This window comes from Methyloceanibacter sp., assembly GCF_041573655.1.
In the GTDB taxonomy this organism is placed as follows: Bacteria; Pseudomonadota; Alphaproteobacteria; order Rhizobiales; family Methyloligellaceae; genus Methyloceanibacter.
This window is the reverse complement of the sequence record NZ_JBFFQD010000029.1, coordinates 1-26,520: the sequence shown is the minus strand read 5'-3', so window position 1 is coordinate 26,520 and position 26,520 is coordinate 1. Positions and strand designations below refer to the sequence as shown.

Annotated in this window: 25 protein-coding genes and 1 pseudogene; 11 read left to right on the top strand and 15 right to left on the bottom strand. The window is 60.2% G+C overall.

The window, feature by feature from the left end:
- The 4 genes and pseudogenes from ABY454_RS08380 to ABY454_RS08365 form a co-directional block, all read left to right on the top strand.
- Window positions 1-367: pseudogene (locus ABY454_RS08380) on the top strand (calcium:proton antiporter); the annotation flags it as partial.
- A gap of 100 nt (window positions 368-467) precedes the next feature.
- Window positions 468-1,214, top strand: a complete 747-nt coding sequence (locus ABY454_RS08375) for a VWA domain-containing protein (protein WP_372929775.1) — start codon at window positions 468-470, stop codon at window positions 1,212-1,214.
- 59 nt (window positions 1,215-1,273) lie between these two features.
- Window positions 1,274-2,326, top strand: a complete 1,053-nt coding sequence (locus ABY454_RS08370; RefSeq protein ID WP_372929773.1) for a polysaccharide deacetylase family protein — start codon at window positions 1,274-1,276, stop codon at window positions 2,324-2,326.
- Window positions 2,327-2,396: 70 nt separating this feature from the next.
- The gene (locus ABY454_RS08365; RefSeq protein WP_372929771.1) at window positions 2,397-2,801 is read left to right on the top strand and encodes a GNAT family N-acetyltransferase; all 405 of its coding nucleotides are present in this window, start codon (window positions 2,397-2,399) and stop codon (window positions 2,799-2,801) included.
- A 432-nt stretch (window positions 2,802-3,233) separates the two neighbouring features.
- On the opposite strand, the gene metH is transcribed toward ABY454_RS08365, so the two are convergent.
- Genes metH through ABY454_RS08345 form a run of 4 tightly spaced genes read right to left on the bottom strand, consistent with a single transcriptional unit; the run spans window position 3,234 to window position 8,952 of the window.
- Window positions 3,234-5,885, bottom strand: coding sequence for a methionine synthase (gene metH / locus ABY454_RS08360; protein WP_372929777.1), 2,652 nt, complete (start codon window positions 5,883-5,885; stop codon window positions 3,234-3,236).
- Between the two features lie 48 nt (window positions 5,886-5,933).
- Complete coding sequence (locus ABY454_RS08355) at window positions 5,934-6,995, bottom strand: homocysteine S-methyltransferase family protein (protein WP_372929769.1); 1,062 nt, start codon at window positions 6,993-6,995, stop codon at window positions 5,934-5,936.
- The gene (metF, locus tag ABY454_RS08350) at window positions 6,992-7,921 is read right to left on the bottom strand and encodes a methylenetetrahydrofolate reductase [NAD(P)H] (protein WP_372929767.1); all 930 of its coding nucleotides are present in this window, start codon (window positions 7,919-7,921) and stop codon (window positions 6,992-6,994) included. The genes ABY454_RS08355 and metF overlap by 4 nt, the downstream gene beginning before the upstream one ends.
- Window positions 7,921-8,952, bottom strand: a complete 1,032-nt coding sequence (locus tag ABY454_RS08345; protein ID WP_372929765.1) for an ArsR/SmtB family transcription factor — start codon at window positions 8,950-8,952, stop codon at window positions 7,921-7,923. The genes metF and ABY454_RS08345 overlap by 1 nt, the downstream gene beginning before the upstream one ends.
- A gap of 502 nt (window positions 8,953-9,454) precedes the next feature.
- Here ABY454_RS08345 and ABY454_RS08340 point away from each other — a divergent pair.
- Together ABY454_RS08340 and ABY454_RS08335 are read left to right on the top strand one after the other, a co-directional pair.
- Window positions 9,455-10,069: a hypothetical protein gene (locus ABY454_RS08340; protein ID WP_372929763.1), complete on the top strand. Its 615-nt coding sequence runs from the start codon at window positions 9,455-9,457 to the stop codon at window positions 10,067-10,069.
- A 110-nt stretch (window positions 10,070-10,179) separates the two neighbouring features.
- Window positions 10,180-11,016: a class I SAM-dependent methyltransferase gene (locus ABY454_RS08335; protein WP_372929761.1), complete on the top strand. Its 837-nt coding sequence runs from the start codon at window positions 10,180-10,182 to the stop codon at window positions 11,014-11,016.
- Between the two features lie 24 nt (window positions 11,017-11,040).
- Here the strand turns inward: ABY454_RS08335 and ettA are convergent, their stop codons facing one another.
- Window positions 11,041-12,699, bottom strand: coding sequence for an energy-dependent translational throttle protein EttA (gene ettA / locus ABY454_RS08330; RefSeq protein ID WP_372929760.1), 1,659 nt, complete (start codon window positions 12,697-12,699; stop codon window positions 11,041-11,043).
- A 333-nt stretch (window positions 12,700-13,032) separates the two neighbouring features.
- Complete coding sequence (locus ABY454_RS08325; RefSeq protein WP_372929758.1) at window positions 13,033-14,067, bottom strand: mitochondrial fission ELM1 family protein; 1,035 nt, start codon at window positions 14,065-14,067, stop codon at window positions 13,033-13,035.
- A 162-nt stretch (window positions 14,068-14,229) separates the two neighbouring features.
- On the opposite strand from ABY454_RS08325, the gene ABY454_RS08320 reads away from it, so the two are divergent.
- Both ABY454_RS08320 and ABY454_RS08315 read left to right on the top strand, forming a co-directional pair.
- Window positions 14,230-14,622 (top strand): hypothetical protein, encoded by a 393-nt coding sequence (locus tag ABY454_RS08320; RefSeq protein WP_372929757.1) that lies wholly within the window; start codon window positions 14,230-14,232, stop codon window positions 14,620-14,622.
- A gap of 81 nt (window positions 14,623-14,703) precedes the next feature.
- Entirely contained in the window at window positions 14,704-15,390 is a 687-nt protein-coding gene (locus tag ABY454_RS08315) for a sulfotransferase family 2 domain-containing protein (RefSeq protein WP_372929755.1), read from the top strand.
- A gap of 6 nt (window positions 15,391-15,396) precedes the next feature.
- Here ABY454_RS08315 and ABY454_RS08310 read toward each other — a convergent pair whose 3' ends face one another.
- From ABY454_RS08310 to ABY454_RS08295, 4 genes are all read right to left on the bottom strand, one after another.
- Window positions 15,397-16,008, bottom strand: a complete 612-nt coding sequence (locus ABY454_RS08310) for a methyltransferase domain-containing protein (RefSeq protein WP_372929754.1) — start codon at window positions 16,006-16,008, stop codon at window positions 15,397-15,399.
- A 154-nt stretch (window positions 16,009-16,162) separates the two neighbouring features.
- Window positions 16,163-16,303: a hypothetical protein gene (locus ABY454_RS08305; RefSeq protein WP_372929752.1), complete on the bottom strand. Its 141-nt coding sequence runs from the start codon at window positions 16,301-16,303 to the stop codon at window positions 16,163-16,165.
- Window positions 16,304-16,463: 160 nt separating this feature from the next.
- Window positions 16,464-17,273, bottom strand: coding sequence for a hypothetical protein (locus ABY454_RS08300; protein ID WP_372929750.1), 810 nt, complete (start codon window positions 17,271-17,273; stop codon window positions 16,464-16,466).
- A gap of 74 nt (window positions 17,274-17,347) precedes the next feature.
- A complete protein-coding gene (locus ABY454_RS08295; RefSeq protein ID WP_372929748.1) occupies window positions 17,348-18,469 on the bottom strand; it encodes an O-antigen ligase family protein in 1,122 nt (373 codons plus the stop codon).
- A gap of 566 nt (window positions 18,470-19,035) precedes the next feature.
- Between ABY454_RS08295 and ABY454_RS08290 the strand changes: the two genes are divergently transcribed.
- Window positions 19,036-19,722, top strand: a complete 687-nt coding sequence (locus tag ABY454_RS08290) for an IS3 family transposase (RefSeq protein ID WP_372929747.1) — start codon at window positions 19,036-19,038, stop codon at window positions 19,720-19,722.
- A 16-nt stretch (window positions 19,723-19,738) separates the two neighbouring features.
- Here the strand turns inward: ABY454_RS08290 and ABY454_RS08285 are convergent, their stop codons facing one another.
- Entirely contained in the window at window positions 19,739-20,707 is a 969-nt protein-coding gene (locus ABY454_RS08285; protein ID WP_372929745.1) for a c-type cytochrome, read from the bottom strand.
- Between the two features lie 380 nt (window positions 20,708-21,087).
- On the opposite strand from ABY454_RS08285, the gene ABY454_RS08280 reads away from it, so the two are divergent.
- Window positions 21,088-21,525, top strand: a complete 438-nt coding sequence (locus ABY454_RS08280; protein WP_372929743.1) for a hypothetical protein — start codon at window positions 21,088-21,090, stop codon at window positions 21,523-21,525.
- A gap of 20 nt (window positions 21,526-21,545) precedes the next feature.
- Window positions 21,546-22,502: a Cache 3/Cache 2 fusion domain-containing protein gene (locus ABY454_RS08275; protein WP_372929742.1), complete on the top strand. Its 957-nt coding sequence runs from the start codon at window positions 21,546-21,548 to the stop codon at window positions 22,500-22,502.
- A 608-nt stretch (window positions 22,503-23,110) separates the two neighbouring features.
- Here ABY454_RS08275 and ABY454_RS08270 read toward each other — a convergent pair.
- From ABY454_RS08270 to ABY454_RS08255, 4 genes are all read right to left on the bottom strand, one after another.
- On the bottom strand, window positions 23,111-24,133 hold the full coding sequence (locus tag ABY454_RS08270) for an adenylate/guanylate cyclase domain-containing protein (protein ID WP_372929740.1): 1,023 nt from the start codon (window positions 24,131-24,133) through the stop codon (window positions 23,111-23,113).
- Window positions 24,133-24,522: a DUF1987 domain-containing protein gene (locus tag ABY454_RS08265; RefSeq protein WP_372929738.1), complete on the bottom strand. Its 390-nt coding sequence runs from the start codon at window positions 24,520-24,522 to the stop codon at window positions 24,133-24,135. Before ABY454_RS08265 ends, ABY454_RS08270 begins: the two co-directional genes overlap by 1 nt.
- Window positions 24,523-24,532: 10 nt before the next feature.
- Window positions 24,533-25,090, bottom strand: a complete 558-nt coding sequence (locus tag ABY454_RS08260) for a SiaB family protein kinase (RefSeq protein WP_372929737.1) — start codon at window positions 25,088-25,090, stop codon at window positions 24,533-24,535.
- Window positions 25,077-26,520: PAS-domain containing protein (locus ABY454_RS08255; RefSeq protein WP_372929736.1), on the bottom strand; the 1,444-nt coding region annotated here is incomplete at its 5' end. The genes ABY454_RS08255 and ABY454_RS08260, both read right to left, overlap by 14 nt.

The following is a 26,520-nucleotide window of genomic DNA, read 5'->3' as shown; positions in this document are numbered from 1 at the left end:
TTACGGCATCGAAGATCTCGACCTGCCCGACGAGCTTGGCGGCATCTTGATCGCCATTCTGGTCTTGGCGCCGGAAGCCCTCACGGCGTTTCATGCCGCACTCGCCAATCGCCTTCAGCGGGCGGTGAATGTCTGCCTGGGTTCCGCCCTGTCGACGATCGGCCTCACGATCCCTGCCGTGTTGCTGATCGGCATGGTCACCGGGCGCGACGTGCATCTGGGGCTGACCGGGACCGAGACGGTGCTGCTGGTCCTCACCCTTTTCATCAGCGGCCTCACATTCGGCGGCGGGCGCACCAACGTGCTGCAAGGCGTCGTCCACCTGCTTCTGTTCTTCGTCTATATCCTTTTGATCTTCAGCCCTTGAGCGGACGGACGGGCAGCGGACGTCCCGGAATTCCTGCTATTCCCTTCATATGCGGAATTTCGCTACACTCGCGCCGAAATTACCAAGGGAGTGTCGTCATATGCAGCGTCGTGGCATTGGATTTGCCGACCATCTGCCCTCTCGGCTGATCGCCGGCATCGCTGCGATCGCTGTCGCTGGCGTGGCCAGCCTGGCCGTCGGGCAAAGCGCCAAAAAAGGCCCTTGCACCGACGACGCCATGATCGTCTTCGATGCGTCCGGCTCCATGTCCGGAAACCAAACTCTGGGTATCCCGAATTCACGCCCGCGCATAGATGAGTTGCGTTCAGCACTGGGCCACGTCCTACCGAGTGCCACGCGGTTCCGCCGCGTCGGCCTCGTGACCTATGGTCCAGGTCCCTACAATCAGTGCAACGTCACCCTCAACCTCAAGCCAACCATCGACGCCGCCAAGCCCATCATGCGCGTGGTGAACCGGTTGATCCCGGCCGGCAAGACGCCGCTGACCGAGGGCTTTGAGCAAGCGGCCGAAGCGCTCGACTTCCGCAATAAGCCGGGCGTCATTGTCCTGGTGACCGACGGCGAGGAAACCTGCGGGCGCTCACCTTGCGAGCTGGCCAAGCTGCTCCACCAAGAAGCGTACCAGCTCACCATCCACGTCATCGCGTTCCGCTATTCCGGATTCTCCTGGACCGGCGGCAACAACTTCATGGATCTGATGTGCGTCGCCGACGAAAACAACGGCCTGTACATCAAGGCCAACGACGAGGGCGAGCTCATCGACGCTCTGGAAAAGACATTGGATTGCCCGATGGTCTCCCAGGCTCCGCTCAGGCAAATTCGCTAGTCTTTCGTCGCACTCAGCACGCGACGGTCCGATAGATTGCCCAAAGGGGACGATGCCTTATGGCGCTGATCCGTGCGGTGTTGTCGGGGTTGCGCGCGCTCGCGGTTTTCTGCGTGAGCACGGCACATGCCGAAGACATAGGCTCAACAGAAAACCTCGGCCCAGCCGAAGACGCCGGCGTGCTCGCGCGCTGTTGGACCTCCGAGGCGCTCGCCGGGTCGAAAGCTGAGCTCAAGGCTCCGCCGTCCGCCACGCGGTTCGATCTGAAAGCGCTGAGGACGGAAGCTCTGCCCGATCCGGAGCCGGTATCGGAGGAATTGCGCGGCTCGATCCGCAGCGTCGATCTGCCGGACGGCGAGAAGCTGATCGCGCTTACCTTCGACTTGTGCGAAAGCGGCGGCCGCCGCGCCGGATATGATTACCGCGTGGTCGATCTCCTGCGGAAGGAGGGCGTCAAAGCAACCTTCTTCGCCGGCGGAAAGTGGCTGGAGAGCCATCCTGAGCGCGCCCAGCAATTGATTGCCGACCCCAATTTCGAAATTGGCGGCCATGGTCTTCGTCATCGAGACTTTACGAAGGCGAGCAAGGCAACGCTGAGCGACGAGATCCGTCTGACCGAGGCCGCCTATGCCCGGGCGAAGAGCGCTCTCAAAGCCCGCGCCTGCGCCACGGACCCCGCGCCCGACATTCAGACACGCATGACCTTGATGCGGTTTCCTTACGGGCGGTGCAATGCCAAGGCGCTGACCGCGGTGGCCGAGGCGGGGCAACTCGCGGTCCAATGGGACATCGTGTCGGGCGATCCCGATCCGCGCATCTCGGCCAAGACCATGGCCAATACGATTCTCACGAAGGCCCATCCGGGCGCCATCGTCGTGGCGCACGCGAACGGACGCGGTCGGAGAACCGCAGAAGCTCTCGCGCTCGCCCTGCCGAAGCTCAAGAGCCAAGGCTACGAGTTCGTCACGGTCGGCGAATTGCTCGCCGCAGGAAAACCCGTCATCGCGGAAACGTGCTATCTCAGTCGTCCAGGAGACAATCGAGCTCGCGTGGCGCGCGCCAAACGGCGCAAGACAAAGAATGGATCACTCTCCACTTTCCGGCAGCGCTGATCTTTCGGTTGGACGGCTTCGCCCACCTTCGGAACAAGACTGCGCCAGGCTCGCTGAGGCCATTGTCGCGATGCCGCCGTGGTCGCAGATGGGCTACTCCGCCGAGGCGATGACGCGCTTTCTCGCCGCTCGCGACGATGGCGCCCGCCGCTATGTCATCGACGTCGACGGCGCGCCCGCCGGCGCCGTCTCGATCCGCTACCCCTGGCTCCTTGGGCCGTATGTCGAGTTGCTGGCCATCCTGCCCGCATCCCAAGGGCGCGGCTTGGGGGCGGCCGTCCTCGATTGGCTCGCGCAGGAGGCAAGCCGCTTAGAGGCCCGGAATCTCTGGGTGTGTGCCTCGCGCGGCAACGCGTCGGCCTTACGCTTCTACCAGCGTCACGGATTTGAGGAGACCGCCGCGCTGCCGGACCTCGTCGCCGACGGGTTCGAGGATATCCTGCTGCGCCGTACGCTTTTCCACAGCTTTTCCTGACCGCCTTAGGCGCCACGTTCCGCGCTCAAACGGACCCGCCCCATTCGTGGCGGAAATCCGGGATTTGGAAAAAAATTTCGGTTCGGGACGAACCAAAAAGGCCCAATCAACGTTGTTTGCATCAGCTTGCAGCTCTTCACAATTGTGCGGCGCAGCAAGAAAACACCTTGGCACGACTTGAGGGGACCCAGTAAAATCCGACAGTTCGGTAACGGGCACCCTCCAATCGGAAAGGAGAGCTTCCGATGGAACTCACAGCCAAACTGACCGCCGTGATGGCGATCGTATCTTTCGGTTTCCTCGCCGCCGTCATCCTAGGGATGATCTAAGAGCGAGGCTTTCGGCCCCTTAGGGCCGCCACCGACAGTTCAATGAAGTGTGGCGCCTCCGGCGAACCTAATCGCCTGGGCGGTCTCGGACGTCGGCGTTGTCTTACGCGGCGGCGTCTGCGGCCCGCTTGGGATCGTAGCTGAGGATGGGCCCGAGCCAACGCTCGGCCTCCTCGACGGTCCAGCCCTTTCGTGCGGCGTAATCGGCGACTTGATCGCGGCCGATCTTGCCGATGCCGAAATAACGGCTCTCGGGGTGGGAGAAATAGAGACCCGACACGGCGGCCGCGGGCCACATGGCGCAAGACTCCGTGAGCTTCACGCCGATCTTGTTCTCCGCATCGAGCAGCGTGAACAGCGTGCGCTTCTCGGTGTGGTCGGGCTGGGCCGGATAGCCGGGCGCCGGACGAATGCCGGCATAATTCTCGGCGATGAGCTGCTCGTTCGAGAGCGTCTCGTCCGGCGCGTAACCCCACAGCTCACGGCGCACCTTCTCATGTAGCGCCTCGGCAAAAGCTTCCGCCAGCCGGTCGGCGAGCGACTTGACCAGGATCTTCGAGTAATCGTCATTGGCGCGTTCGAAGCGCCGCGCCACGTCCTCCTCGCCGATACCGGCGGTGACTGCGAAGCCACCAACATAGTCGGCGATCCCCGTCTCTTTCGGTGCGACGAAGTCGGCGAGCGCGAGATTGGGCTTTGATCCATCGCGCCGCATTTGCTGGCGGAGCGTGTGGAGCGTGGCGAGCGGGATCTTCCGTGTCTCGTCGGCGAAGAGCGCGATGTCGTCGCCCACCGTATTGGCGGGCCAAAAACCAACTACGGCGTTCGCCGTCAGCCATTTCTCGTCAATGATCTGCTTCAGCATGGCTTGCGCATCGTCGAACAGGTGACGCGCGGCCTCGCCGTATTTGTCGTCGTCGAGAATGCGCGGGTACTGGCCCTTCAACTCCCAAGTCTGGAAGAAGGGCGTCCAGTCGATATAGCGGGCGAGCGTTGCGAGGTCGTAGTTCTCGATGACACGCGCACCGAAATGACCGGGCTTGGGCGGGGTGTAGCCGTTCCAATCCAGCTTGAGCGCGTTGGCGCGGGCTTGCGCCAGCGAGGCGCGCGACTTCTCCGCTTGTCCGCGCGCATACGACTCGGCCATCTGCTTATATTCGGTGCGCACCTTGGCGATCTGCTCCGGGCGCTGCTCCTCGGACATGAGTCCCGAAACCACGCCGACGGCGCGGCTTGCGTCCGTCACGTAAATGGCTTGGCTGCGCTGATAGTTCGGGCTGATCTTGACTGCGGTATGCACGCGGCTCGTGGTCGCCCCGCCGATGAGAAGCGGCACATCGAAGCCTTCGCGTTCCATCTCCGAAGCGACATGACACATCTCGTCGAGCGACGGCGTGATCAGTCCCGACAGACCGATAATGTCGACCTGTTTCTCGCGTGCCGTCTCCAGGATGACCTGCGAGTGCACCATGACGCCGAGATCGATGACCTCGTAATTGTTGCACTGGAGCACGACGCCGACGATGTTCTTGCCGATGTCGTGGACGTCGCCTTTGACGGTGGCGAGCAGAACCTTGCCAGCGGCCTTCTGTTCGGTAAGCCCGAGCTCTTTCTTTTCCTTCTCCATGAAAGGCATGAGGTAAGCCACGGCCTGCTTCATCACGCGGGCGGACTTCACCACCTGCGGCAGGAACATCTTGCCGGCGCCGAACAGATCGCCGACCACATTCATGCCGTTCATGAGCGGGCCTTCGATGACGTGCAGCGGCCGCTCGGCCTTGGCCCGCGCCTCCTCGGTATCTTCCTCGACATAAGTGCCGATGCCGTGCACCAGCGCATATGTGAGGCGCTCCTCGACCGGCTTCTCGCGCCAGGAGAGGTCCGCCTCTTTCTTTTGCGAAGCGCCGCCTTTGTAGCGCTCGGCCGCCTCGAGCAGACGATCGGTGGCGTCCTCCCGGCGATTGAGCACCACATCCTCGACGAGCTTGCGCAGCTCCGGTTCGATATCGTCATAGAGCGCGAGCTGGCCGGCATTGACGATGCCCATATCCATGCCCACCTGGATGGCGTGATAGAGGAACACCGAATGCATGGCCTCGCGCACCTGCTCGTTGCCGCGGAAGGCGAACGAGAGGTTCGACACGCCGCCCGAGACATGCACATGCGGCAGCTCTTCCTTGATGCGCCGTGTCGCCTCGATGAAGGCGCGCCCATAGTCGTTGTGCTCTTCGATGCCGGTGGCGACGGCGAAGATGTTCGGATCGAAAATGATGTCCTCCGGCGGAAAACCGACCTTCTCCGTCAGAAGCTCGTAAGCGCGCTTGCAGACCTCGAACTTGCGCTCCGCCGTCTCGGCCTGGCCCGTCTCGTCGAAGGCCATGACCACGACGGCAGCGCCGTAGCGCAGGATCTTCCGCGCGTGCTCCAGGAACGGCTCCTCGCCTTCCTTCATGCTGATGGAGTTCACCACCGACTTACCTTGCACGCATTTCAGCCCCGCCTCGATCACCGACCATTTCGAGGAGTCGATCATTATGGGCACGCGGCTGATGTCTGGTTCGGCGGCAATCAAGTTCAGAAAGGTTTGCATCGCCGCTTCGGAGTCCAACATGCCTTCGTCCATGTTGACGTCGAGCATGTTGGCGCCGCTCTCCACCTGCTGGCGCGCGACCTCGAGCGCGGCGGCGTAGTCGTTCGCCTCGATCAGCTTGCGGAAGCGCGCGGACCCGGTGACGTTGGTCCGCTCGCCCACCATAACGAAATTCTGGGCTGCGTTGCTCACTTCAATTCATCCATCAAGAAACTAACCATGCACGAACGGTTCGAGGCCGGAGAGGCGCAACGCCGGACGCACGTCCGGCACTTTACGCGGCGGATACTTCGCCACCGCCTCGGCAATGGCACCGATATGGGCCGGCGTCGTGCCGCAACAGCCGCCAACGATGTTGAGCAGCCCGTCTTTCGCCCACTCCTCCAGGAGGTCGGCCATCATCTCTGGCGTCTCGTCGTACTCGCCCATCTCGTTGGGGAGCCCGGCATTGGGATAGACGCTGACATAGGTCTCGGCGACATGAGCGATCTCATCGACCGAAGGCCGGAGCTGCTCGGCACCGAAGGAGCAATTGAGCCCAATGGAGAAGGGTTTCAGATGCTCCATGGAGTACCAGAAGGCTTCCGGTGTCTGTCCTGACAGGTTACGGCCCGACAGATCCGTAATTGTGCCGGAGACCATGATGGGCAGTACGACGCCCATCTCGTCGAACACTTGCTCGACGGCGTAGCCTGCGGCCTTGGCGTTCAACGTATCAAAGACCGTCTCGATCATGACGATGTCGACGCCGCCCTCGATGAGCCCGCGTGTCTGAACCGCGTAAGCCTCGACCAGCTCGTCGAAACTCACATTGCGGAATCCCGGATTGTTCACGTCCGGCGAGATGGAGGCCGTGCGGTTGGTGGGACCGACGGCGCCCGCCACGAAGCGTGGGCGATCCGGCGTCTTCTTGGTCCATTCGTCCGCGGCCTCGCGCGCGAGCTTGGCCGCCGCGACGTTCATCTCGTGGCTGATATCTTCAAGACCGTAATCCGCCTGGCTTATGGCTTGGGCGTTGAACGTGTTGGTCTCAAGAATGTCGGCGCCAGCTTCGAGATATTTCCCGTGAATTTCACGGATAATACCGGGCTGGGTGAGTACAAGGAGATCGTTGTTGCCCTTGAGGTCACGATCGAAATCCTTGAAGCGCGCGCCGCGATAGCCGGCCTCATCAAGCTTGTAGCCTTGGATGGCCGTACCCATGGCGCCGTCGAGGATGAGGATTCGTTTCGTCGCTTCGCGCTTCAGCGCCTCGATGCGTTTTTCCCGCGTCATGTCGTTACCTGCTTCTTCTCGGTGAACGCCTTGGCCGGGCGCAGGCCCAGCAGATGACAGATCGCATAGACGAGGTCGGCGCGGTTCAGCGTATAGAAGTGAAACTCGGTGATGCCCTGATCGACGAGACCCAGCACCTGCTCGGCGGCGACAACGGCAGCCACGAGATGGCGCGTCTCCTGATCTTCGTCCAACCCTTCGAACCGGCGCCCGATCCAATCGGGCATGCTCGCGCCTGAACGCTGCGCGAAACTGGAGATCTGCTTGAAATTGTGGATCGGAATGAGTCCGGGCACGATGGGAATCTCGATCCCGGCAGCGCGGACGCGATCGAGATAGCGGAAATAGACCTCGTTATCGAAAAAGAACTGCGTGATTGCGCCCGTCGCGCCCGCATCGATCTTTGCCTTCAGCATATCGATGTCGGCCTCGACGGAGGGCGACTCCGGGTGCTTCTCCGGATAGCAGCCGACGGAAATCTCGAACGGCGCAATCTTCTTGATCCCTGCGGTGAGATCCGCCGCGTTCACATAGCCGCCCGGTGTCGGCTCGTAACGTTCGCCCACGCCGCCGGGCGGGTCGCCGCGCAACGACACGATGTGGCGCACGCCGAGGTCCCAGTAATCGCGGATGATCTCGTCGACGTCCTCCTTGGTCGCGCTCACGCAAGTGAGGTGCGCGGCCGGCCGCAAGGTCGTCTCGCGCAACATGCGGGCCACAGTGGCGTGGGTGCGCTCGCGCGTGGACCCGCCTGCGCCATACGTCACCGACACGTATTTGGGCCGCAAGGGTTCGAGCCGGCGAATGGAACGCCACAGGTTCTCCTCCATCGCATCGGTCTTCGGCGGGAAGAACTCGAACGATACGTCGATGTCGCCACGGCCGAGAATGCGGCGCTTGGGCGGTTCTTGAGATGATGCGAGCATCACGCGGCGACCTCCACGTTGCGGTTTTCTTTTCTCTTCTTGCTGGCAGCAGCCGGCTTGAGGCCGAGCCAGAGCGATACGGTGAGCTTGCCCTCACCTGTGGGGCTCAGCTCGTGGAAGCGATCAACCTTGAGGCCAGAGCCTTCAAGCACACGGCCGAGCTGATCGCGCGCGAAACCGAGCCGGCGGTGAGCCGATTGCTCGCGCAGGAATTCAAGCTCGTGCGGCGCGAAGTCGACAATGAGCAACTTGCCGCCCGGCTTCAGCACGCGCGCGGCCTCTGCCACGGCGATGGCAGGGTCGTCGAGGAAGTGCAGGACCTGATGCAGGACAATCACGTCCGCCGCCTCGTCCGGCAGCGGCACGTTATAGAGATCGCCGTGGCGCACTTGTGCGTGGGAGAGCCCGGTGCGCTCCAGCTTCATGCGGGCATAGGCGAGCATGTCGTGATTGAGATCGAAGCCAAGCGCCTTCGCGGCGCGCGGCCCAAACAGTTCGAGAATGCGCCCTGTGCCGGTGCCGAGATCGACCAGGAATTCGAAGGGCCCCTCGCCCAGCACCTCGTCCATGGCCGCTTCGACTTGGCTCTCCGCCACATGGAGCGCGCGGATCGAGTCCCACTCGGCGGCATGGGCCTTGAAGTAGCTTTGTGCGGCCTCGGCGCGCGCCGTCTGCACCGCCTCGGCACGGGCATGGTCGCGGGCGAGCGTCAAATCGGAGGCATCGAGGCTTTCCACGATGGCACGGGCGAGCGCCCCCTCCGGGCCGCTATCGGCGGCGCGGAAGAAGACCCAGGAGCCCTCGCGGAAGCGGGTGATGAGCCCGGCTTCGGCCATCAGTTTGAGGTGCCGGGAGATGCGCGGCTGGCTCTGAGCCAGTATCTGGGTGAGATCCTTGACGTTCAGCTCCGCGCCCGCCAGCAGCGCCAGAATGCGCAAGCGCGTGGCCTCGCCCGCACCACGGAGCACGGCAAGGGCCTGGTCGCTGCTTAAGCCTTCAGGGGCCTGGGGGCTCTGAGCGTCGTCGGACATAAAGATATGTTTATATCTTCTGGCGACTGGGCGCAAGCCGGAGACCGTTCAGACTTTCTGAAAATTTTAGTGATAGGCCTCGGGGTAGTCTCAAGAGTAGTCAGACAAGGAACGCCCGATGCGCCACCTTCGGCCACTATGCTCCCATTGCGTCTACTGGGTCATCGACAAGACCGCCCGTCCTCGGACTGTGGGGCATTGCCACCGCTAGCCGCCGGCCATTGCCATCAATCCCTCCACCGGGACGGTCGTGCAGAAATTTCCGATGACCACGAACCAGCATTGGTGCGGAGAGTGGAGCCACGACGAGATGCGCCTCACCGACGGTGTTCGGGAGGCCCTCGGGGACAGCTGTACCCGCCCGCCATCGAGGCAATAGGCCTCGAAGCGCTCCCTTTGAGGATCTAGGCCCCCTCGCAATCCCCACCGGCCCTCTTCGGGGTAACATGCAGTCACGAGAGCCTTGCGCTCTTCGGTTGCGGCAACCCAAAGAGGCCCGAACGTGGGGATCAATCGCAGGTTTTTCTTCGATTTTGCGCGGCGCGTGCTCTTCAAGGGACGCATGCGGCAGCGGCAGGTGGATGGCCTAAGCTTCATTCTCGATACGTGGGAAGCCCACTACGCCCGCAAGGACGATCGCTGGCTGGCCTACGCCCTCGGCACCACCCATCACGAGACCGGCGCCACGATGCAGCCGATCAAAGAGTATGGCGGCCGGCGCTATTTCTTCCACATGTACGACATCGAGGGGGACCGTCCGCGGGTCGCGCGCCAGCTCGGTAACACTCAACCTGGTGATGGTGTGCTTTTTCACGGGCGCGGCTATGTGCAGCTCACGGGCCGGTCCAACTACACGAAGATGCAGCGCAAGTTCGATATCGACCTGACCAGCTCGGACAAGGCGGCCAATCGCGCGCTCGAGCCGGAACTCGCCGCCAAGATCATGTTCTACGGCATGGAGAAAGGCGTCTTCACTGGCAAGAAATTCGCCGACTATTTCGATGAGGACACCGATCGATGGGTGTCGGCACGATCGATCATCAATCCTCGAGACAAGCCGAGACTCGTCGCGGATTACGCGCTCGATTATTACGCCGCCATCAGCCGCACGACGTGATCCGTTTGAGGCTCCGACCTCAACAAATCTTGAACTGACGCAGGGGTTTGTGTTTGGCCGCGAGCTGCTACGTTGGCTGCAATCTGCCGTCCACCAGCCACGAGGAATACATGATCGCTCTGCGCACAAGCTCCGCTCGTCTGCTTCTCATGCTCGGATTTTTCGTACTCGCGTCGTTCGCCGCGCGCGCGGAGGAGACACCGGCACAAGATGGTCGCTTAAACGACGTTACCGCCGGCGACCACCGATCTGAGAAGAACAAGGCGCGCGACAAATACCGTCACCCGGCTGAGACGCTCACCTTCTTCGGCATCAGGCCTGACATGACGGTGGTCGAGATCTACCCAGGCCGGGGCTGGTACACGGAGGTTCTTGCGCCCTACCTCAAGGGCAACGGCACCTTGTATGCCGCCGAACACCCGGGCGATCCATCCTACGCGCCGCTTCAAATGTCCCTCGACGCGTTCGACAAGAAGATAAAGGACGCGCCCGAGCTTTACGGCGACGTCAAGCGAACGAAGCTGACCAAAGAGGGGGACATCGCGCCTTCCGGCTCGGCCGACCTCGTCGTCACCTTCCGCAACGTGCATAGCCTGATGAGATCGGGCTCCGAGCAGGAGGCCTTCGCTGCCATGTTCAAGGCCCTGAAGCCGGGTGGCGTGCTTGGCGTCGTACAGCATCGCGGTGATCCCAACGTGAAGCAGGACCCCAAAGGCGGCAAAGGCTACGTGAACGAGGACTACGTCATCGAGTTGGTGGAGAAGGCGGGCTTCGAGCTTGCGGACAAATCTGAGATCAATGCCAATCCGAGGGACACGAAGGATTATGCGAAAGGCGTGTGGACGCTGCCACCATCGCTGCGTCTCGGCGATGAGGATCGCGACAAGTACGTGGCGATCGGCGAAAGCGACCGCATGACGCTGAAATTCGTGAAGCCTGCGCAATAGGCCGCGCACGCCGGGGCCGTCTGCTTAGCCACGCGCGAACTTCTTGTACTTGATGCGCTTCGGGACCACCGAGTCCTCGCCGAGGCGGCGCTTCTTGTCCTCCTCGTAGTCCTCGAAATTGCCCTCGAACCACTCCACGTGGCTGTCGCCTTCGAAGGCAAGAATATGCGTGGCGATGCGGTCAAGGAAGAAGCGATCATGGCTGATGATGACGGCGCAGCCGGCGAAGTCTTCCAGTGCCGCTTCGAGCGAGGATAGGGTCTCCACGTCGAGATCGTTGGTGGGCTCATCGAGTAGGATCAGGTTCGCGCCCGACTTCAGCATCTTCGCCAAGTGCACGCGGTTGCGCTCGCCTCCCGAAAGCTGGTCCACCTTTTTTTGCTGATCCCCGCCCTTGAAGTTGAACCAGCCGACATAGGCGCGGGCCGGCACTTCGCGTTTTCCGAGCGTCACCACCTCTGCGCCTTCGGAGATCTCCTCGTAGACGGACTTCTTTTCGTCGAGCGCGTCACGCGATTGATCCACGTAGCCGAGCTTTACCGTGTCGCCAACGCGAATCTCGCCGTTCTCCGGCGTCTCTTGGCCGACGATCATACGGAATAGCGTGGTCTTGCCGGCGCCGTTCGGACCGATGACGCCGACAATGCCGCCGGGCGGCAGCTTGAACGACAGGCCATCGATCAGAAGCCGCTCGCCGAAACCCTTCTCCAGCCCCTCGGCCTCGATCACGACATCGCCCAGGCGCGGGCCCGGCGGGATGGTGATCTGCGCTTTCCCGGTCTTGTCCTTGCCGGCTTCGGCGAGAAGCTCGTCATAGGCCTTGATGCGGGCCTTGGATTTGGCTTGGCGGGCTTTCGGACTTGCGCGGATCCAGTCGAGCTCGCGGGCAAGCGTGCGCTGCTTGGCCTCTTCCTGCTTGCCCTCAACGTCGAGGCGCTTGTGCTTCTGCTCCAGCCAGGACGAGTAGTTGCCCTTGTAGGGAACCCCGGCTCCGCGATCGAGTTCGAGCGTCCATTCGGTGATGTTGTCGAGGAAGTAGCGATCGTGGGTGACCATGACCACGGTGCCCGCGTAGTCGCGCAAATGGTGCTCCAGCCAGGCGACGCTCTCGGCGTCCAAATGGTTGGTGGGCTCATCCAGCAGCAAGATGTCGGGTTTTGCCAGCAGAAGCTTGCACAGCGCGACGCGGCGGCGCTCGCCACCGGAGAGCTTGGTCACGTCCGCATCGCCGGCCGGACAGCGCAGCGCGTCCATGGCCTGTTCGACTTGGCTGTCGAGATCCCAAAGGTCTTGCGCGTCGATCTCGTCCTGGAGTTGCGCCATCTCGTCCGCCGTTTCGTCGGAATAGTTCACGGCCAGCTCGTTGTAACGGTCGAGTTTGCCCTTCTTCTCGGCCACGCCCTCCATGACATTGCCCATGACATCCTTGCTGTCGTCGAGCTGAGGCTCCTGGGGCAGATAGCCGACATTGACCCCCTCGGCGGCCCAGGCCTCGCCGACGAACTCCTTTTCATCGCCCGCCATAATGCGCAGCAGCGTAGACTTGCCGGCGCCGTTGACGCCAACCACGCCAATCTTGGCGCCAGGCAGGAAGGCGAGTGTCACGTCCTTCAAGACCTGCTTCCCCCCGGGATAGGTCTTGTTGAGCTTGTTCATGACGTAGACGTATTGCGGGGTGGCCATGGGCTTCCGTCATCGTTTCGTGTTGCGAGGAGGTTTCGCCCGCGCTTTTAGCGATTCGGACGCACGAACTCAATGTCGGACGCGACGACCACCCCAAAACAAGCGCAGCCGTCGTGAGCCCGGCATCCCGAATAGAGCGAGGGATCGCTTCTACTACAATATGGCGATGGCGGCGCCATCGGCTTAGGGATCGGCGCCGCAGTCACACGAGGGCGCGCCGGTGGCGTAATCGGTGGCGCGCTCATTGGCGGCATCGTCGGTAACGAGATTCAGAAGAACAACCGCAACAAGCAGCGCAAGAACTACAACCGCAATTATAGGCGGTAGTAGCAGCTAGAAGAGCTCCGGCAGGCGCTCTTTCAGCTTGGCGGCCAGCGCATCGAGCGGATTCTCATGCAAGGGCTCGATCTCGGAAAGCGCCTTGGCGAAGGTCTCCGGCGTGAGCTTGGCGAGGGGCACGACCCGCGACCAGCCGTTTTGCATGAGAAAGTCCCGGTAGAGCGTCTCCTCGTCGGTGAAGCGGTGCCGCGCGGGCGCGACGCCGACCACAGGCAGGCGAGCAGAGATGGCCTCCGAAATCATCGAGCTTGAATCCTCGGTGCAGACGACGACCTCGGCCTTGGAGAGGATCTCCGGCAGGGTGCCGGGCCCTGCGGTTCGGAAGTCGATGAACTTCGCCACGACGCTGTCATCCTTGGCGAGCTCGGCAATGCGGTCCGCCACCTGGTCCGGCGTGCGGCGGGAAGTGGAGATCAGCCAGCGCGTCCCCCAGGCCTTGGAGATTTCGGCGACGAATGCCAGCAGCCGCTCCCATTCTTTGCTGGTGTAGCGGAAGCTCCCGGCTTTGCCACCAACCAACAGGCCGGCCAGCTTCGGCAGCCGGTCGGGGCCAAAGCACGGCACCGTTTTGGGGCGGCCGAGTGCATCGGGATTGATGGGGGACGGCTTCAGCGTCACCAGATGCCGCTCACTGTCCGCATCGCAGTCGTAAGATGAGATGATCAGGCTGAAATTGTCGGCCTCCAGGCCGCGTAGGAGCGAACCGCAAAAGATGTTGGGCACGTCGAGCAGCCGCGTCACGCAGATATTCGGCATATGCGTCTCGCCGCCCGCGGACACCACGAGATCGGCGTCCGGCAGCTCTTCCGCGTCGATGCGGTAGGCCATGCGCAACATGCGCGGCGGAAAGAAGGTGTCTGCGTTGATCCGCGCGCGCAGCCACCTGGTCGGCACGATCCACTTGCGCTTCACCTCAATGCGCGTGACCTCGACCGGGCGCACATGCGCAAGGGCCGCGATCACGCCTTGAGCGAGGTGGTAGTGGCCGGGCCGGGTATCGGCGAGGAAGATGATCCTGAGTGGGCGCATGGTTTCTGTCTTTAAGAGGACCCCGCCTCATAGCGCAACTTGGCTGCCCGCTTCAAAGCCTTGTTTTGCTGACCTGCCCGTCTTGGCAAAAAGCGCCCGCCCCCGCACTATCGGCCGCAAGATCGAGGATACCCTGGGATGGGGCCAATGGCTGAGGATCAGATGAGCACAGACGCAGATTGGTTGTTGAAGGCAATGGTGGTGATCGCCGCCGCCGATGGCCGGCTTGACACGCGCGAGGTGGGCCTCATCCAGCAGGTCTACGAGAAGCAGACCGGGCGCCGTCTGACCGCCGTCGATATCGCCAAGGCCGCCCAGGCGAACGCCGAGGGCGACGTTCTGGCGCAGTTCGCCGCGGCCTCCGCCGTGCTCGATGACCCCATAAAAGAAGAGATTATCCGCTCGGCTTATCTGGTGCTTCTAGCGGATAACCGGATTTCCGGGGAGGAACGCAAGAAGCTCAAGGATATCGCCATGGCGCTCAAGATCCAGGAAATCCATTTCGGCACGATCCTGGAAAACCTCGCCCTGTCGCTCCAAGGCAAGAAAGACTAATCGGGCGCTTGCCCGACGTGGCGTGAAACGACTAGTTTCACGCCGCCGCCGTGAGGCCCGAAGGTTCCCGTTCCAACGCCCATGATCCTCAGCCACAAGCATAAGTTCATCTACATCAAGACGCGCAAGACCGCCTCGTCGAGCATTGAGGCGATGCTGTCGCGGGCTTGCGGGCCTGAAGACGTGATCACGCCGACCACCGACCGGCTGATGACGGGCGAGCGCATGCCGCCGCGGAACTACCGGCTTGACCATCCGCTCGTACCGAAGCGCCCTTTGTGGCGGCGCCTGCTACGCCGGCCCGAGCGCGTCTATCACCCGACGATCGGCTTCTACGAGCACATTCCGGCGTGGCGCATCAAAGCCTATGTGGGCGATGAGATCTGGAACAGCTATTACAAGTTCACGTTCGAACGGAACCCTTGGGACAAGCAGATCTCCTGGTACTTCTACAAGACCAAGTCGAAGACGCACCGGCCCTCGTTCGAGAGCTTCATGACCAACAAGGAGAAGGCCAGCGTCGAGAATTACTCGCTGTACACGATCGATGGAGACGTCGCCGTCGACTTCCTCGGCCGTTATGAAACCTTGGGCGAGGACCTCGCAAAAGTGCTGAAGGAGATCGGCATCGAAGGCGACACGCCCCTGCCCCGCCTCAATGTGTATGGCAGCGGCGGCGACTATCGGAAGCTCTATACCGATAAGACCCGAAAGATCGTCGAAGATTGGTACGCGCCGGAGATCGAGAGATTCGGCTACACGTTCTAGCCGCGCTTACAGCACTTTGTGCTTTCCCTGAACACGCTTGGCGTAGTACCGCGCATCTTCGCGCGCGCGCATCAGGTGGTATTGCAGCGTCTGCTTCGGCCCGCGCTGCCACGTTTTGAAGCCGGCGCGTGCGCGCCGCAACGTGCGGACCGGGTAGAGCGGCCCGAAATGCTGCGCAATGCGCTCCCGCCACCAATCATGCGGCTTCAACGTCACATGCAGGTTCCGGCCGTCTGGAAGCACGCCCTTGGCCGGCGCGGTGTCGACAATGATCAACGCATCGCGGCACATGGCGCGCATGTCGGCGAGCACTTCGTCGAGATCGCTCTCCTCGACATGCTCGAGCACGTCGACATTGATCAGGAGATCGACCTTAGCGTCGGGCTTTTGCGCAAACGCGGGGATCGCCGGATCGTAGCGGTAGCCCTCGACCGGATAACCCAAGTCCAGCCGGTCCAGAAGCGCGCTCTGGCCGCAGCCATAATCGACGATCGACTGGGGCCTCAGGAGCTGAATCTCCGGCCGGATCAGGCGCAGGTTCTTGACCGAGGTATTGCCATAGGCCTGCGACGCATGGATCTGCGCGTAGTTCTCGATGAGTTTGCTGTTACCGACCATGCTCGACCCGCTTCGCCCGCCTTGTCCGGCCGGCGGGGGTCCATAGCACGCCGGGGGCCCTGACGTCATGGGCCTCAGACGTCGCGGGCACCGAGGCGCCCAAGGGATAACGGCGGGCCGCGGGAGAGGCCCACCGTTACCCCGCTTGCAAGTCCTACTTGGTGCAGGACTTGGTGTCGGCATTCCACACGCCGCCGGCGGCCTCACAATCGGCCTGGCTGCCTTCGCCAGCGAACGCAGGGCCCGTCAGGGCAAGAGCGGATGCAATGGTGAGCATGGAGACGAAATACTTCATGGTCTGTCCTCCGTTTGAACGCACCTGCGAGAGTTGCAGGCGCGCGGGAGAACGTGCCTCTGACGCGTTGGTTCCGCGTCTCGGTCAACTAAGGCAGGATGTCACCGAAAGACCCAAAGTGTGGCCGCGCTACCGCGCCAACCGATTGCTCTCGCCCGGCTTAGAACAAATTATGGGTTCGCGAGAAACCCTTCTTTCCGCGCTTGCGATTTTGGTCCTCTGCGGCCCAGCGGATAAGAATCGTGTTGCGGTCGCCGGCACCGGATTGGATCAACTCGCGACCGTGCAGGCTGCGACGACCCGGCAAATCGTTGACCACGAACACATACCCGCTGTTCGGCATGAACGGCATGCGTTTGACTTCGCGATACCGACCCTCGAACGGACGGCGCAACAAAGGCCTCTCGGTGTAAAATGACGTGCCGAGATCCTTGGCGCTCGTATCGACCGGCAGATAGAACTGCATGGTCAGGATCGAGGGCCGGCCGTCCGGGTGCGGTTTGATTTCGTAGTCCTCAATGTCGTGCAGCAGCATGCTGTTGACATAGACTTCCGTGTCCACAATGTCCGCAGGCTTCTTGTCGAGTCGCAACGCGATGTCCTTCTCGAATTTGGTGAACATCATGCGCTTGAAGGACTCGGACGTGAGCGCAAGCCAAATCTGCTCCCAGAAGCGCGCGCGCTCCTCGTCCATGCTTTCGATGGACTCAGGCAAAAGGGCTCTGTCGCGCGTCGAGACCCCTTGGTCGTTGATCCAGACCTTGGGATTGATCGGATCATAGGATTTCTGCTCCGGAAGCAGGCGCAGGATGTCGTCGTAGACATCCGCGGGCCACATGCGATCGCTGTAAAGATGCTGGCAGGGCTCGTCGTGCACCGGCACGTTCGGCAGTTCCTCCAGCCAATGCGCGACCACGCGCTTCGCCAAGCTGGTATCGGACACATTGATGCTGGGAGCGACTTGATCCACGCTGCCTTCCCTCCTGCTACGACAATAGACACTCGTAGCCGGAATTTAGCACGAGCGCGGCAGGCGCCGCCAGTCTAGGACTTCCGGCGCGCCGCCACGGCGAGCCGCAGATAGACGGCCATAAGCCCGACGGCACAAATCAGCCATGTCTGCCACATGCCCCAGGCGACGGATGCAATCGCCAAGAAGATCGTGAAGGTCGCTCCCGCGAAGGGTACGACTTCGAGGGGCAGTAGGGATATGCGGAGCGCAATCATCGCGCTCGCAAAAGCGATCAAGATCACCCCCACCAACCCGAGCTCATACCAGCTCTGCAGAAAAATGTTGTGTGCGTGGATCCCGGTATTGCGCGAGAGGACGAAGCCTTCGGGCTTCTCGGCCAAGTCTTCCGCTTGTCTCAAGTCCCGCGTCGACCTGGCGCCGATACCGATCCATGGACGTTCAAGCGCGCGTTCGGCCGTGTACTCCCAAATGATGATCCTCGCTTTGAACGAGCTCGGCATCCAAGACGCGAGGTGCAGATCCGCATTGTAAGCGGCGAAACTCAGGGGCAGCACGAGCGCGAAACCGAGGCACCAGACGGCGGCGAGCGTGCGAACCACAGCCTTTGGCCAAAGCTGCGCCAAAAGGAACACAAAGACCGACAACAGCAAAGCGAGCTGCGAGGATTGATGATACGAGAGGAGGACGGGAACCGCGATCGCCAGGGCGAAGAGAAAACTTGCCACCGCGCGCCGCCTCCGCCCCTCGAGCATCTGTAGCGCCAGCAATCCGGACCACAGGTTGAACATGACAATGGCGACATTCTGGTTGAGCTTCGCGGCTCGGGCCCCATCGAGCACCTGTTGCGCGTCGGCAGGCTTGAACCAGGCGATCAAGTTCCCGAACGCGCGCGCCAAGGTAGCGTCGGTGAGCAGCTCGAACAGAATGAAGAGTCCGCCAAGGAAGGCGCCAGCGGCGAAGGCTAAGGCTGGGCGGCGGAGCCGCTCCGCATCGACCTCTGCAAGCGCCCCGATTGCGGCGAAGGTTATGAGCGTTGCAAAAAAGAGCAAAGCGCCTTTGCCGATTGCCGCCGCCGGATTGGCCGCCCAGACCGCGCTGAGCAAGGTGCAACCCGTCACGAGCAGCATAGCGATGAGCGCGGCGTTGGGTTTGATCAAGCGGCGCCAATCGCCGCCGCCTCTGAGTGCGGCCACCGCGAATGACAATGCAAGGAGTGGAAGAAATAGCCACGTCAGACGCGGCACTGCCGACGTCACCAACGGACTGAGAAAGCACACCAACGGGACGAGAGATGAACGGTCGAGCGTACGGTTTCGCTCAAGACCAACAGCGTCGGACACTTGCGCCCCGCTTCAAGCCAATGCTGGCCCAACAGACACGCGGCCCTAACCGATGTCAAGACGCCCGTGGTGGGAGATCCCTTATCAGAGATATGCTGGAGAGTTGGTGGGCCCGGGAGTTGTGCCACTTCGCAACAAGATCAATTTGTTATCGGCAGGTGCGGGCGTAAAAGGCCCTTTGAAGCGCAAAAGGTATTTCGTGAACCTCCCGCACCAAGACCCTCTACCCGTCTGTCGTATTCGTCCGGTAGCACGTCGGCTTTGAGTAGCAAAGCGGACATCCTCGATCGGCGCGACGATGTCAGCTAATGACCCAAAGCGGACTTGCAAGTGGTCGTTGGCTTCAAACGCTGGATTTCCACGATCGCAGGGATATACAATGTTTCAGCAGTTTGCCCTGCGTAATCCAGACGCCAAACTTGAGCGGGTGTCATGTGCCGAAGGTCGATGCGATTTTCGAGTTTGACGCGGCTGCGGCCAATCACAAGAAGGTAGAGCGCCTCTGGCGCGAAGAAGGACTTCAGCTGCCGCGACGGCACAAGAAGCACAAGCGGCTCTACCATCACGATTCTTCCGTCATCCGGCGCCGGCCGCACTATGCGAACCACATCTGGTCCATCGACTTCGTACACGACAGACTGAGCAACGACCGCCCCTACAAGATGCTGATCGTCCTCGACGAGTATACCCACGAGGCCTTGTCGGTGACGGTGGGCACCAAGATGGGGGCAAACGAGGTGCTGGAGGCCCTCTATCCACTTCTTCTCGAACGCGGCAAACCGACCTATCTAAGGTCCGACAATGGGCCTGAGTTCGTTGCCCAAGCGGTGCAGGATTGGCTGAAGCGGGTGGGCATAACCCCCATGCAGATCTATCCGGGCTCTCCTTGGGAGAACGGATACAACGAGCGCTTCAACGGTACCCTACGCCGTGAGGTACTCAACGCTGAATGGTTTGCAACAACGCGCCAGGCCCAAACCGTCATCAACCGCTGGCTCCGCCAGTACAATCACATCCGTCCACACCACGCCCTCGGCATGCGCCCACCCGTGCCCGAGACGTTACTAGAGAAATCGCCGCAAGGTGGTACAGTCCAAGGGGGCTAGACATCTAGCCCCCTCCTCAACATCTATCTTCCACTCGGCGGCTACAATGCACCGTCCTCATCCAAGCGATGATCTTCCAGAGGTCATCATCGGTCTTTATAATTTCGCCGAAGTGCGGCATCGGCCCGACTACGAACTCGGAGCCCTTGCGTCCATAGCCCAGCTTCGGAAACGCGTTGTCTGGACTAAGTTTACCTGTGCCAAGCGCGATCAGCCGGAACAGTGTGTCGTCGTCATCGCCATAGATCCAAACGGGATTAGTTAGCGGCGCTGCCATCCCTCCTCCTCCACCTCCTCCATGGCAGCCATTGCAGCCTGCAGCCATGTACTTGCGATGGCCTTCCTCGGCAACGCTGGCGAAGTCCACGTATGGGCTTTTCAGCTGACCTTTGGGCGTGCTGGCTACCCGCTCCAGGGGCGTCATAATTTCCGCATAGGCCTCCACGACTACTCGGTTTACCGTTTGCTTGTCGCCTTCAAGCTTGCTTTGCATTGTTTCCGGACTAGAGGCCTTCTCCTTAAGCTGCGATTGGGCTGTGTCGAGTTTGTTTCTTAGTTGTCCAATCTCCGAAGTGCCTTGATCCAATTTGGTCCAAAGCTCGTTGATTTGGGCATCGGTCTCCGCTGCTGTCTTTGCTGCCAATTGCTTGACGCTTTCAAGCTCGCTTCGCATTGTTTCCAGACTAGAAGCCCTCTCCTTAAGCTGCGATTGGGCTGTGTCGAGTTTGTTTCTTAGTTGTGCAATCTTCGAAGTGGCCTGATCAAATTTGATCTGAATCTCGTTGATTTGAGCATCGGTCTCCGCGGCTGTCTTTGCTGCCAATTGTTTGGCGCTCATCAGTTTGCTTTTTACTGCCTCCAAATGCTGTCGTGTCTCAATCGTGCGGTAGCCGGTGAAAATGTATCCAATCACGAGCAAAGCCCCGACGATCCAAATCCCTATCCTCATAGTATTTTTTCGCTCAAGCATCTCGTCCGTTCCCATTCACTAGGTGTCTGATTCCTACAGACGATGTCCAACTGCCCGAAGCAGTTCAAGCTCTCGATATGAGAGCAGCGATTAACGTCACGCTGGAAGATCACCGTCGGCTTCAGGCGATCCTCTTGGACTGCAGTTCTTTGGCAAAAGAAGAAGATTCGAATCGTTCTGGGGGTCGCGGCGAGGACAGCAAAGCGGATCTTGACGGAGGCGTCCAAGGGAACTTTCTGAGCCAAAGCTGATCACTCCGAAAAAATGTAATGACTACAGAGCAAGACAAATGTTAACATTTATGGGATCATTAATTTAAAGTTTCTAGCGCGGGGCCTTGGCATTGCGAGTCAACTAGTGCAGTCAAAACTCGAATTAGCTCTGAAGGAAATCCGATGGTTCCACTTGCTCGAATCATGTTTCGAAAACTTGCAGCGGCTGGTGCATTCGTCGTCTCCCTCTCTACTGTTAACATCCATGTCAGTGCCCAGGAGATAGTGCAGAATCTAGGGCCTGTCGGGCCTAACGACGGCATTCTCGCCACGATTGGCACTATGCATGTCGTAGCTTTCTTTGAGCCTAGGGATGGCCGTTGCGCCGTCAACGCAGTAGTCTGGGACGATTTGGGTTCCGACGCTGGCGAGTCAGCTAAACGCGTTCTGGTTAAAGTAGAGGCAGGCGAGCTCCTCTTGATTGAAACCTCCAAACAGGAATCACTAAATCTCCAGTGCGGTAGCAATGCTGCAACTCTTGCGGCCATCGATATTCAAGGTCGTGCCGCCTCTGGCATCACCGCCCAGCCACCCAGACACCCCGTTAGACCGGGCGATTAACCGGTTCGCATGATGAGAGCATGGGCATCAAGTCAGCACTGAAATTCGGAGAGGAACCCATGAAGCATATATTCCGGAGCTTACTCGCAGTCTCTCCCACAGCGAAGCCACTTGCCAAAGCGCATGTCTTCGGCGTGCTTGCCCTCGCGGTTGGCACCTTTGCAACTCCTTTGCTTGGGCCAAGTTCTTGCAACGCTCAGGATGCAAGAGTCGTGAAATCGATGACGGATTTGAAGGAGCAGACAGCGAAATTGGGAGAGCCAAAGATTGACGGAAAGGACCCCGTTGACGGCAAAGAAGCCCCTGCTTTGCATTTCGGTTCGACCAAAATTAACAACAGCTTTAACGTTGTCGATGAGGTTGCGACGGAGGACGGGCGAGGGATGACGGCGACGCTGTTCGTGAAGGGCGGCGATGAATACATCCGCGTCGCAACGAACGTGCCGAAGCCGGACGGAAGCGGGCGGGCGATTGGAACCATCCTGGTCGGCCCGGCACTCGAGGCGATCAAAGAAGGCAAGGCATACTACGGCAAGGTCCCGATCCTGGGCACGCCCTATGTCACAGGTTATGAGCCGATCAAAGACGCATCGGGGGAAATCATTGGCATTTACTACGTGGGCTACAGCCAAGATGACCTCCTGGCCAGGGTCGAGGGCCGCCTTGCCTACGCGAGAACGTTACTTGGCATTACCGATGACCAGGCTGCCGCCTGGAAGGCTTACGAGGACGTATCGCGTGCCAACGTCACGACCATGCGGGTGGCGCATCAGGCCATGTTAAACGCTGAACAGTCGGGTGAGATCGTTGACCGCATGCGGGCGCAGACCGCTGAGATGGAGGCGCGGCTCAATGCGAGGAAGGCTTTGCAGCCGGCGACTGAGGCCCTCTACAAGGCTCTGACCCCCGGGCAACGGCAGAGGGCCGACGTTGTGCTCTTGCTGCTTGGCAAGACGGGCGGAGGCGTTGAGTTTTAACACTGGCGATTAGATCGAGCGCCTTCAGCAGGTAGACGGAAGCTCCTGACACGTGCCTCTCCGCAAATCTTGTATTGCCACCGTGGATCAGACCCTGGGATCCACGGATTAAGGGTCAGCGGAACTAAGCGACTTACTTTAAGTCTCAGAAACCACATGCGTCACCGTGCCGACACGCCCTGTGTCAGAGAATCTCTCCTGAGGTCAAGGCTTTAGTTTGCTATTTGATTTGAGTAACTTAATTGGTTGCGGGGGCCCGATTTGCTCAAGAACGTACTAGGTGGACGCTAAGGCGATACGCCTAGGGTTGTTGCGGCCACGCTCACAATGTCCACTACTGAGGGTAAAGCGGAGAATTTGCCGCCGCGCACGCATCAATCCACAACCACTTCAACCACGACCGTCACCTTAACCGCCGCGACATCTTCAAACAGAACCGTTCTGCCGCCCTGACCGAGTGGCATCAGCTGGCGGCCTGAACGCCCTCAGACCGGCACCCTTCGCAGGCCCGCTCAGGTTTGTCTGACAATGCCCAACAGGGAACTGCCTCGGCCTCTCATATGAAACAAAAATCAGCACGCCAGCGGCAATTCGTACGATCGTTCGCGTCACCCCCGTAAGCGCGCAAGAATTGCCTCAAGCGTGCTGATGGTCTTTTGTTTGTCTTGTCTTTTGAGGTCGAGCAGAAGCTTGAAGCCCTCCTGTTCCTCGCGGATGAGCTGACCCTCCCGCATGAGGTCGTCATAGAGGCCGAGCACCTTGTAGCAGCCAATGGGCTCTGCGAAGCCCTTTACCTTAATCGAGCTGCGTTCCTCCGCTGCAATCTCGTCCTTCACCAGAGAATGGGTCTCACGACCGATGAGGATACTATCGACTTCAGCCTGGGTCTGCAGACGTGCGGCCATGTTCACCACGTTGCCGACGATGGTATAGTCCATGCGGTCCTCGCCGCCAAAATTGCCTACGGTGCAATAACCGGTATTGATGCCCATCCGCAGCTGGAACGGCCGCTCTGCGCCCGCATCTTGCCACTCCGAGCGCAGCTCTCGCATACGCTGCAGCATAGCAATGGACATGCGAACGCAGGCCAGGGCGTCCTCCTTGGCGCCCTTCGATTCCGGGTCACCGAAGAAGATCATTATCGCGTCACCGATATACTTGTCGATGGTGCCGCCGAACTTAAGTGCGATCCTGGACATCTCGGTCAGGTAGTGGTTGAGCAGGCTGGTAAGCTCCTCTGATTCAAGCTTGTCCGTGGTCTCAGTAAAATTGACCAGGTCAGAGAAGAAAACTGTGAGTTTCTTGCGACTTGATGCGATCTCTACGCCCTGCTCACCCGTGAAGATTGAATTGTAGATTTGCGGTGAGAGGTATTTCGAGAGCTTGGTGGAAAGTGCCTCAAGCTCTTTGTTCTTCTGCGCAATGACGCCGGCAGCGGCGTTGAGCTGTTGTTCATTGCGATCGCTGAGACGCATCAGCCGGCGCGACACGCGCAATAGCTTACGGTAGCTGTTCAGAAGCTTCTCGTAATGCTGCTCGTATGCAGGACCCTTTAAACCGCCGGTGGCAATGAGCTGCTCACTCGCGCTTATGACCCCATCTTCGGCCGCGAATAGATCGTTGTTAGACATCAGCCATGCATTTTCTCGAGATGGAATTTGGCATTCTCTAGGTCCTCACCAAATTCCTCGCCGAGTTCCTGCATAGTATCATCTTCCGCATCGTAGAACCAATAGATGTCGACGTTGGCACTATTGGACGCCGCTACATCGAGCTTATCCATCAGCATCATGACGGCCTTAGCACTGCTCGAATTGATATAGATGAGCTCAAAATCGAAGCGGCAGCTCTTACCGGGCCCGAGTTCGGCGAGGTAGGCGTCGAGCGCGGAAAATAGCGGATTGTAGAACTCAGTCACGTCCTCCGGATAAGATTCGCCGGAAATCTTTAGATGGTTCTTGCCGAAATCAAAATCTATCATCGGCGTGCGGGAAGAGGCCGGGATGTAGAGCTTCCGCATCGATACAACCCTACACCGAGGCCTTAAGTGTGAAGAACGCATGTTCGTCGTCTACATCGACGAAATCGAAGTCAATTGGCTTTGATGCGCGCCGGGCGATTTCCATGAAGCCGAGCCCCGCGCCCTTACTGCCTTCTCCAGGGTCACCGCGGAGCTGCTCTTTGTATAGGGCGCGGAGATCCTCCTTGTTCATGTTGCGAATCCTGCTGAGCTTTGCCCGAAGTCGGTCGACGTCGGGGAGCTGAACGAGGTTGCCGGCATTAATAACATAGTCGCCGTTCTCTTGGCCGATGGTGAGCACGCCGTAGCGGATTCCGTTGGGAGAAGAACTGGCCGCACCAGCGGTCGCTGTCTCCGCTGAGTAGCGGATCATATTCTGCATTTGCTCGACGAACACGGCGAACACGCTGCGTGCCGTCTTGGTATTAGCATCGTCGAATAAGAGTTTCTGTTTGATCGCGTCGCCGACACCGCTCAGAACCGCTTCGGTGACGTAGCCGCTGTAGGCGAAGATGATCCCCTGTTTGCGTAACATCGAACGGACTTCAAACAGCTCATGCGCGAGCATGGATGCCTCCTTCTCCAAGCGGGACAAAACCCAACACCGTAAGGTCGTCGCGCCTGGGTTGCTGGCCTTGGAACTTCTTGAAAGACCGGCATAGCGACTCGTCCTGTTTCTGCATTGGCGCCCCCTGATTGCGCTTGAGCAGACTCCGAAAGCGCCGCTTGCCAAAGGATCGGCCCCGTGGACCTCCGACCTGCTCAAAAAGACCGTCAGTGGCAAGATAGAAGGCATCGCTATATTCAATCGGAAGGCTGAAATTCGTAAACTCCGCTTCTCGCGGATAGCCGCGATACCCCAGTCCCTTGCGATCACCCTTAATCTCGATCACGTCCTCCTGATTGGCCTTCCAGAGCGAGAGGTGCGCGCCCGCGAATATCATCTCTTGCTTTGAAGTGTTGACGAAGCACACCCCGGCCTCGAGCCCGTCATTCGTCTCGCCCGAGCCGCTATCCTGGCCGAGTAAGCTTTGCACACCGCGATGTAGGCCGGTCAACACTTGGCTCGGGCTGCTGTTCTGTGTCCATGCTTGCATGCGATCCAGAATACCCCAGGCAATCAGCGTCATGAAGGCGCCCGGCACGCCATGGCCCGTACAGTCGCCGACGACGATGGCATAACCGTCGCTAATCGGCTGGAACCAGAAAAAGTCGCCACCTACGATATCGCGCGGTTCCCAAATCAAGAAATGGTCCGCGGTGACCGAGGCGAGCTTCTCGCGTGCGGGAAGGATTGCCGACTGAATGCGCCTCGCATAGCGCAAGCTTTGCATGATGAGCTGGTTGGCGGCCGCAGCCCGCTCCTCGCTTTCCTTGATCTCGGTGAGATCGCTGTAGACTGCGACGCTGCCACCGCTCGGGATGTGGCGTTCCGAGATTTGTAGCCAAGTCCCATCGGTACGACGTTCCAGTAGCGGCTGAGTCGGGTTATGGTGGTGCGCTAAGCGCCGCCGGAGCCAGGCCACTCTGCGGCCTTTGGCGTCCTCAATCAACCCTCGATCCGCCGCGCTACGGATGATCTCCTCGTAGGTCATACCCAGTCTGGGCGCCCCTGCACCATAATCGAATAACTCGGCAAATTTGTCGTTGCTCAGCACTAACCGGTCGTCGGCGTCGTAGAGCGAAAAGCCCTCCGAGATCGACTCGATAGCATCTGTGACGCGCTGGCTTGCTTGTAGGGCTATCTGCTCGGCAGTCTTCCGCGCGGTAACGTCGCTCCAAGAACCGACAATCTCGATGGGCTCGCCCTTTTCATCACGGATTAGCCGCTGTTCGTCGCTTACCCAGCAATAACTGCCGTCACTCTTGCGGAAGCGGTATTCAGTTGTATGTTGGCCCGCCTCGAATAGCTTGGCCTGCTCAGCCTCCACCGCATCAATGTCCTTGGGATGGACACGGGTGCGCCAGAAGTCGGCATTCTTGAGATACTCGTCCGGG

Excerpts from the sequence above, each read along its gene's own strand:
- ABY454_RS08375 (WP_372929775.1), top strand. The coding sequence starts at position 468 with ATGCAGCGTCGTGGCATTGGATTTGCCGACCATCTGCCCTCTCGGCTG.
- ABY454_RS08370 (WP_372929773.1), top strand. The coding sequence starts at position 1,274 with ATGGCGCTGATCCGTGCGGTGTTGTCGGGGTTGCGCGCGCTCGCGGTT.
- ABY454_RS08365 (WP_372929771.1), top strand. The coding sequence starts at position 2,397 with ATGCCGCCGTGGTCGCAGATGGGCTACTCCGCCGAGGCGATGACGCGC.
- metH (WP_372929777.1), bottom strand. The coding sequence starts at position 5,885 with ATGGTGGGCGAGCGGACCAACGTCACCGGGTCCGCGCGCTTCCGCAAG.
- ABY454_RS08355 (WP_372929769.1), bottom strand. The coding sequence starts at position 6,995 with ATGACGCGGGAAAAACGCATCGAGGCGCTGAAGCGCGAAGCGACGAAA.
- metF (WP_372929767.1), bottom strand. The coding sequence starts at position 7,921 with ATGCTCGCATCATCTCAAGAACCGCCCAAGCGCCGCATTCTCGGCCGT.
- ABY454_RS08345 (WP_372929765.1), bottom strand. The coding sequence starts at position 8,952 with ATGTCCGACGACGCTCAGAGCCCCCAGGCCCCTGAAGGCTTAAGCAGC.
- ABY454_RS08335 (WP_372929761.1), top strand. The coding sequence starts at position 10,180 with ATGATCGCTCTGCGCACAAGCTCCGCTCGTCTGCTTCTCATGCTCGGA.
- ettA (WP_372929760.1), bottom strand. The coding sequence starts at position 12,699 with ATGGCCACCCCGCAATACGTCTACGTCATGAACAAGCTCAACAAGACC.
- ABY454_RS08325 (WP_372929758.1), bottom strand. The coding sequence starts at position 14,067 with ATGCGCCCACTCAGGATCATCTTCCTCGCCGATACCCGGCCCGGCCAC.
- ABY454_RS08320 (WP_372929757.1), top strand. The coding sequence starts at position 14,230 with ATGAGCACAGACGCAGATTGGTTGTTGAAGGCAATGGTGGTGATCGCC.
- ABY454_RS08315 (WP_372929755.1), top strand. The coding sequence starts at position 14,704 with ATGATCCTCAGCCACAAGCATAAGTTCATCTACATCAAGACGCGCAAG.
- ABY454_RS08310 (WP_372929754.1), bottom strand. The coding sequence starts at position 16,008 with ATGGTCGGTAACAGCAAACTCATCGAGAACTACGCGCAGATCCATGCG.
- ABY454_RS08305 (WP_372929752.1), bottom strand. The coding sequence starts at position 16,303 with ATGAAGTATTTCGTCTCCATGCTCACCATTGCATCCGCTCTTGCCCTG.
- ABY454_RS08285 (WP_372929745.1), bottom strand. The coding sequence starts at position 20,707 with ATGGGAACGGACGAGATGCTTGAGCGAAAAAATACTATGAGGATAGGG.
- ABY454_RS08280 (WP_372929743.1), top strand. The coding sequence starts at position 21,088 with ATGGTTCCACTTGCTCGAATCATGTTTCGAAAACTTGCAGCGGCTGGT.
- ABY454_RS08275 (WP_372929742.1), top strand. The coding sequence starts at position 21,546 with ATGGGCATCAAGTCAGCACTGAAATTCGGAGAGGAACCCATGAAGCAT.
- ABY454_RS08270 (WP_372929740.1), bottom strand. The coding sequence starts at position 24,133 with ATGTCTAACAACGATCTATTCGCGGCCGAAGATGGGGTCATAAGCGCG.
- ABY454_RS08265 (WP_372929738.1), bottom strand. The coding sequence starts at position 24,522 with ATGCGGAAGCTCTACATCCCGGCCTCTTCCCGCACGCCGATGATAGAT.
- ABY454_RS08260 (WP_372929737.1), bottom strand. The coding sequence starts at position 25,090 with ATGCTCGCGCATGAGCTGTTTGAAGTCCGTTCGATGTTACGCAAACAG.